This window comes from Micromonospora lacuserhaii, from assembly GCF_036902735.1.
In the GTDB taxonomy this organism is placed as follows: Bacteria; Actinomycetota; Actinomycetes; order Mycobacteriales; family Micromonosporaceae; genus Micromonospora.
In genome coordinates, this window is the sequence record NZ_JBAKHO010000038.1 from 47,185 (window position 1) to 53,847 (window position 6,663).

Annotated in this window: 5 protein-coding genes and 1 pseudogene; 5 read left to right on the top strand and 1 reads right to left on the bottom strand. The window is 75.1% G+C overall.

Features of this window, described 5'->3' with window-relative positions:
* Nucleotides 1–138 precede the first annotated feature (138 nt).
* The 5 genes and pseudogenes from V6U81_RS21310 to V6U81_RS21330 all read left to right on the top strand — a co-directional run bounded on the left by V6U81_RS21310 (nt 139) and on the right by V6U81_RS21330 (nt 6,066).
* On the top strand, nt 139–1,791 hold the full coding sequence (locus V6U81_RS21310) for a serine/threonine-protein kinase (RefSeq protein ID WP_334491632.1): 1,653 nt from the start codon (nt 139–141) through the stop codon (nt 1,789–1,791).
* A 16-nt stretch (nt 1,792–1,807) separates the two neighbouring features.
* Entirely contained in the window at nt 1,808–2,656 is an 849-nt protein-coding gene (locus V6U81_RS21315; protein ID WP_334491633.1) for a hypothetical protein, read from the top strand.
* A 72-nt stretch (nt 2,657–2,728) separates the two neighbouring features.
* A pseudogene (locus tag V6U81_RS21320) lies at nt 2,729–3,437 on the top strand (membrane protein); the annotation flags it as partial.
* Nucleotides 3,438–3,966: 529 nt separating this feature from the next.
* Nucleotides 3,967–5,268 carry an MFS transporter gene (locus V6U81_RS21325; protein WP_334491638.1) on the top strand — a complete coding sequence of 434 codons (1,302 nt, stop codon included), beginning with the start codon at nt 3,967–3,969 and terminating at the stop codon, nt 5,266–5,268.
* A 9-nt stretch (nt 5,269–5,277) separates the two neighbouring features.
* Nucleotides 5,278–6,066: a maleylpyruvate isomerase family mycothiol-dependent enzyme gene (locus V6U81_RS21330; protein ID WP_334491635.1), complete on the top strand. Its 789-nt coding sequence runs from the start codon at nt 5,278–5,280 to the stop codon at nt 6,064–6,066.
* Between the two features lie 16 nt (nt 6,067–6,082).
* On the opposite strand, the gene V6U81_RS21335 is transcribed toward V6U81_RS21330, so the two are convergent.
* Nucleotides 6,083–6,502, bottom strand: a complete 420-nt coding sequence (locus V6U81_RS21335) for a YchJ family protein (RefSeq protein WP_334491636.1) — start codon at nt 6,500–6,502, stop codon at nt 6,083–6,085.
* Nucleotides 6,503–6,663: the final 161 nt, after the last annotated feature.

Genomic DNA, 6,663 nt, shown 5'->3' on the forward strand with positions numbered 1-6,663 from the left:
ACCGGAATCGGACACGCCGGACGACCGGACGGCGGCGAAAACAACCGTTGCGCCGATGGCCGCGACCGCGGGCATGACGACAATCATCAACGTGGCCGTGACCAGAGACCGCCGGTGCCAGACCGGGGAGACCGTCGCGTGACCGGCGACTGGCAGCTGTCCGGATACACCCCGGTCCGGCAGCTCGGCGCCGGCGCGTCCGGTCGCGTGCTGCTCGCCACCCACGACGCCACCGGCACCCCCGTCGCCATCAAGTACCTGACCAGCGCGGTCGGCGACGACCCGGCCTTCCGGGAGGCGTTCCGCGCGGAGGCCCGACTGCTCGTCGAGATCGACGACGCGCACGTCTCCCGGCTCTACGAGTACGCCGAGTCGCCCGCCGGCGCCGCCATCGTGATGGAGCTGGTCAACGGTGTGTCGCTGCGCCAGATGCTGCGTGCCCACGGCGCCACCGAACCCGAGGCGGCGCTCTGCGTCCTCAAGGGCTCCCTGGCCGGGCTGGCCGCCGCGCACGGCCGCGGTGTGGTGCACCGCGACTACAAGCCGGAGAACGTGCTGGTCGACGTCGAGGGGCGGAGCAAGCTCGCCGACTTCGGCATCGCCGTACCGGTCGGCACCGACTCCGGCGGATCGGTCAGCGGCACGCCCCGTTACATGGCGCCGGAGCAGTGGACCGGCGCGCCCGCCAGCCCCGCCTGCGACATCTACGCCGCCACGGCCACCTTCTTCGAGTGCCTGACCGGCCGCCCTCCGTACGACGGGCGGGACCTGACCACCCTGCGCGACCAGCACGCACAGGCGCCGATCCCCACCGAACTGGCTCCGGCGCCCGTGCACGACCTGCTCCGGCACGGCATGGCCAAGCAGCCGGCCGAGCGCCCGGCGACGGCCGAGGTGTTCCTCGCCGAGCTGGAACGCACCGCCGCCGACGCCTTCGGCGCCGACTGGGAGGAGCGGGGCCTCGACGGCCTGGCCCGACGGGCCGCCCTGCTCGCCGCCCTGTTCCCGTTCCCCGACGGCACCGCCGGCGCCACCAGCCTGGCCAGCACGACCTTCGGCGGCGGCCGGCCGGCGCCGCGCCGGGGGCGGGCCCGCAACGCGATGCTGGGGGTGGCGCTCACCGCCGCGCTGCTGGCCGGCGGGGCCGGGCTCAGCTACGCCGCCCGCGGCGACGCGTCGCTCACCCTCGCCGACGGCACCGCCGCGCCGTCCGCCGCGACCTCCCTCAGCCCGACACCGCTGACCGCCGCGCCGGCGATCACCGTGGTGCCGCCCGCGCCGGACCCGACCCCTACCCCCTCGGCCAGCGCCTTCGCCGCCACCGCGGCGGCCGTTCCCACCACGACCGCCCCGTCCCGATCGGCCACCGCGACGCCCACCCGGGTACGCACGCCGAGCCCGACGCCATCCGCGCCCATCAGCCCGCCCCCGCCGCCGGACGTCACCGCCCCGCAGGTCGGCAAGGTCGACGCCAGCCCCACCCTGCTCGACCCCGCGGGATGCCCGTACGGGCCGACGGCCAGCACGGTGACCGCCACCGCGGTCGACGACCGGACCGGCCCCGACGCGCTACGGGTCAGCTTCCGGTGGACCCTCGACGGCGTCACCCACACCGCCGCCATGGACCACGTCGGGCGCGGCATCTACCAGGGCACCCTGGCCGACCTGCCCACGCCGAACTCCGGCACCCGCATACCGATCCGGGTCGTCGCCGCCGACGCCGCCGGCAACGTCTCCACGCCGAGCGCGACCGTGTACGTGTCGCTGCTGTCCTACTGCACTCCCGGTTAGGAAGGTTGGTCCCCCGATGACCAGGCCCGACGAGCGCGGCGAACCCACGGTCCACCTGTCGCCCGGGTCGACCGACCGCACCGTACGCCTCGGCGGGCAGCCGCCGTCCCACCACAGCGACCCGGACGCCACGGTGCACCTCGCCGGCGACCCGGACGCCACGGTGCACCTCGCCGGCGACCCGGACGCCACCGTCCACCTCGCCGGCGACTCCGACGCCACCGTCCACCTCGCCGGGTCCGCCCCCACCCTCGCCCCGGCCGCCGTCGACCGGACGATGACACTCGGCCTGCCGTCGCCCATGGCGGCCTCGGTCCCCACCATCGCGGCGACGGGTGGGGCCGTACCCTCGGCGCCGCCGGCCGGGGGCGGCGGCGAGATGCGGTTCGGGCCGGGCGTGCCGGTGTCCCCACCGGCCGCGCCGCCCTGGCCGTCGGTCCCGCCGCGTCGCCCGCGTTCGGTGTGGCGGGTGACCGCGGTGCTCTCCGGACTGCTCACCCTCGTGCTCGTCGCCGCCGTCGGCTTCTGGCTCTGGCAGCGGCTCAGCCCGCTGGAGGTCACCGGGGTCGCCGTCGCCGTGCCGCGACCGACCGGCGACGCCTGCGACGTCACCGTGGACGTGGTCGCCACTGTGCGGACCAACGGACGCGGTGGTGTCATCGAGTACCAGTGGCTGCGCTCCGGCTCGCCGCCCGGCACCCTGCTCAGCGAGCGGGTCGGCATCGGCCAGCGCACCGTCACGCTGACCCTGAAGTGGGCGTTCAGCGGCGTCGGCAGCACCACCGAGACCGCCACCCTCAACATCGTCTCGCCCGCGCCGGCCCAGGCCCGCACCGAGGTCGGCTACGCCTGCCCGCCGTCCTGACCGGGCGTTTCCCGTTCCTTCGCACGGGGTAGGTCGGGGCCGACGACTCGACGGACAGTGTGGAGGGCCCATATGAAAGACAACTTCGGCGACGCGGTGGGTGACGCCCTCCGCGCGGTGATGCTCTTCCTGCCCAAGGCGGTCGCCTTCGTGGCGATCCTCGTGGTGGGATGGCTGGTCGCCAAGGCCGTTCTCAAGATCGTCAACAAGGTGCTGGAGCGGGTGCACTTCGACAAGGCCGTCGAGCGGGGCGGCATCAAGACCGCGCTGGCCCGCTCCCGCTACGACGCCAGCGACATCGTGGCCAAGCTGGCCTACTACGGCGTCCTGCTGGTCACCCTCCAGCTCGCCTTCGGCATCTGGGGCCCCAACCCGATCTCCGACCTGATCGCCGGGGTCATCTCCTGGCTGCCCCGGGCGTTCGTCGCGATCGTCATCGTGGTCGTCGCCGCGGCCATCGCCACCGCGGTCAAGGACATCATCAGCAGCGCCCTCGGCGGCCTCTCCTACGGCCGGGTGCTGGCCAACATCGCCTCGGTGTTCATCCTCGGGCTCGGGGTCATCGCCGCGCTCAACCAGATCGGCGTCGCCACCGCGGTGACCACCCCGGTGCTGATCGCGGTGCTGGCCACCGTGGGTGGCATCCTGGTCGTCGGCGTCGGCGGCGGACTGGTCCGGCCGATGCAGAGCCGCTGGGAGTCCTGGCTGACCCGGGCCGAGCAGGAGTCGCAGCTGATCGCCACGCACGCCCGCGCCTACCAGGCCGGCCGGCGTGACGTGCGCGCCCACCTCGCCGCCACCGGCGCCGACGGCTCCGAGCCGACCCAGTCGGTGACCGGCTACGGCTCGTCGGAGCCCACCCAGCGGGTGCCGGGGGACGAGGACGCCGACCGTACCCAGGTGGTGTCCCGCTACGACGAGTCGGACCTGACCCAGCCCGTCGCCCCGTACGCCGGGGCGGACCGGACCTCGCCGGCCCACCCGGTGGCGCCGTCGGCCGGCCCGGTGACGCCGCCGCGGCAGGCCACCCCGGAGCACGACGCCTCGGTTGACAGCGACACGACGATGGTCATCCCACCGACCGACGCGGACCGGTTCCGCCGCTGACCGGCATCGACACGGAAGGGGCGGGACCCGCGCGGGTCCCGCCCCTTCGCGTACCCGCCGAACGGGGTCGCTCCGACCGGCGCCGGCGGCTAGCATCGGCGCCATGACCTGGCGATGTTGATCCGTAACTGAAGGCCGAAACCGCGGGCCGCCGCGGACGCCGTACGTCTCCGCGTCCGTTCCGTTCCGTGGAAAGGCCCTCCATGATCGTCGTCTCCGCGCGGGTGCCCGACACCGGCGTGCGCCGCCTCGCGGCAACCCTCTACGGCTACACGTTCCTCACCGACCTGGTCCTGCTCTATCCGGTCTACGCGCTGCTGTTCAGCGACACCGGACTGTCGATCGCCGAGATCTCCACGCTCTTCGTCATCTGGTCGACGGCGAGCATCCTGCTGGAGGTGCCGTCCGGGGCGTGGGCCGACGCCGTCTCCCGCCGCCTGCTGCTCTGCCTCGCACCCCTGCTCGCCGGCGCCGGCTACGCCCTCTGGGTGGTGGTCCCGTCGTACCCGGCGTTCGCCGTCGGCTTCGTCCTCTGGGGGGCCGCCGGCGCGCTCAGCTCCGGCGCGCTGGAGGCGCTGGTCTTCACCGAACTCGACCGGCTCGGCGCCGCCGGCCGCTACGCCCGCACCATGGGTCGCGCCCGGACGGCCGGGGTGCTCGGCGTGCTCGCCTCGGTCGGCCTCGCCGGGCCGGTCCTCGCCGTCGGCGGGTACCCGGCCGTCGGGGCGGCCAGCGTGCTGACCAGCCTGCTCGCCGCCGCCGTCGCCACCCGCCTGCCCGAGCACCGCGGCCCGTCCGCCCCCGCCGACCTGCCGGTCCCCGCCGGTTCGCCCGGCGCGTCCGGGTCGCCGGTCGTTGCCGGGTCCACCGCGGACGACGGTGACGACCTCGGCTGGCTGGCGAGCCTGGGCGCCGGGCTCGCCGAGGCCCGCGCCGACCCGCGGGTACGCGCGGCGGTGCTGCTGGTGCCCGCGGTGACCGCCATCTGGGGCGCCCTCGAGGAGTACACCCCGCTGTTGGCCCGGGACACCGGCGTGCCGGGGTCGACCGTGCCGCTGCTGCTCCTGCTCATCTCGGCCGGGGTCACGCTCGGTGGCCTGCTCGCCCCGGCGGGGGAGCGCCTGGTCAGCCGCGGGTACGCCGTGCTGCTGGGCGCCGCCGCGCTGGCGTTGGCCGTCGGGGCGGGCCTGCGGCATCCGGTCGGTTTCGCGCTGCTCGGCGTCGCGTTCTGTGCCCTGCAACTGGCCACGGTCCTCGCCGACGCCCGCCTCCAGGCGCGGATCACCGGACCCGGTCGGGCGACGGTCACGTCCGTGGCCGGGATGGCCACCGGCCTCGCCATCATCGCGGTCTACGGCGGGTACGCCCTGGTGGCCGGGGCCGCCGGCAACGCGGTCGCCTTCGTGGCGGCGGCCGTGCCGTACCTGGGGTTGGCGCTCTGGCTGCTCATTCGGCGGCCTCCGGCGCCGGCACGGCGGGCCGCTCCCGTCGGTGTCGACGGTTAGCGTGGGCCGATGACCATGAGCTACGACCGCTGGTGTGCCGAGATCGTCGCCCAGAGCGACCTGCTCCGGTCGCACCTCGACGGGGCCGATCTGACCACCCCGGTGTCCACCTGCCCGGGCTGGAACGTGGGCCAGTTGGTCCGCCACCTCGGCGGCGGCCAGCGGTGGGCGGCCGACATCGTGCGGACCCGGCCGACCACCCCGCCGTCGGACGCGCACTTCCGCGACCTGTCCCCGTACGCCGACGAGGACCCGGCGGTGGTCGGTCCCTGGCTGGTCGAGGGGGCGGCCGGGCTCGCCGACGTGCTGACCGCCGCCGGTCCCGACGCGCCGGTGTGGACTCCGCTACCGGCGGCGGGCACCCCGTTCTGGGCGCGCCGGTTCGCGCACGAGACGCTGATGCACCGGGCCGACGCCGCCCTCGCCCTGGGCGTGGACTTCGCGGTGACGCCGGAGCTGGCGATCGACGCGATCGACGAATGGATGGAGCTGGGCTCGCTGCCGCAGATGTTCGACTTCCACCCGCACCGGCGGGAGCTGCTCGGTCCGGGCCGCACCCTGCACCTGCACGCCACCGACGTGCCCTCCGAGGCGGGCGCGGAGTGGCTGGTCGACCTCACCGGCGACCTGCTCGCCTGGCGTCGCGCCCACGAGAAGGCCGCCGTCGCCGTCCGCGGGCCGGTGGCCGAGTTGCTGCTGCTCGTCTACGGCCGGCTGCCGGTCGACGAGGCCGGGGTGGAGGTCCTCGGCGACGCCAAGCTGCTCGACTTCTGGCTGGAACGGGTCAGCTTCGGCTGACCGTGAGAGTCGGGGGTCAGTCGGGCAGCGCGTCGAGGTAGACCCACCGGCCGTCCTCCCGGACGAAGCGGCTGCGCTCGTCGAGGGTGCCCGGCCGGCCCGCCGCGCGGTAGTGCGCCCGGAACTCGACCGTGCCCGTGCTGTCGAACAGGCCGCCCCGCTCGGTGTCCACGATCTCCAGGCGGGTCCACTGCTCGCCGGGGTCGAGCCGCAGCCGGGCCGGGCGGGTCGAGGAGTGCCAACTGCGTAGCAGGTAGTCGGCGTCGCCGACGGCGAAGGCGCTGAACCGGGACCGCATCAACGCCTCGGCCGTGCCGGCCGTGCCCTCGCCGCGGTGCACCGGGCCGCAGCAGTCGGCGTACGGGAGGCCGGTGCCGCACGGGCAGGGCCGGTTCGGGTCCTCGGCCGCGCGCCGGCCGGTTGCTCGTTTCGCCACGAGGCCCATCCTGCCGCAGCGAGCCTCGTCGACGGCCGCCGGTAGCCGGCTCCGGGTACAACGAAGGGCCGGCCCGTGAGGGCCGGCCCTTCGTTGGTTGTGCGCACCCGTCAGGAGGTGGTGTAGCCGCGGGTGGCGATCCAGTCGGCGAGGTTGTCGAC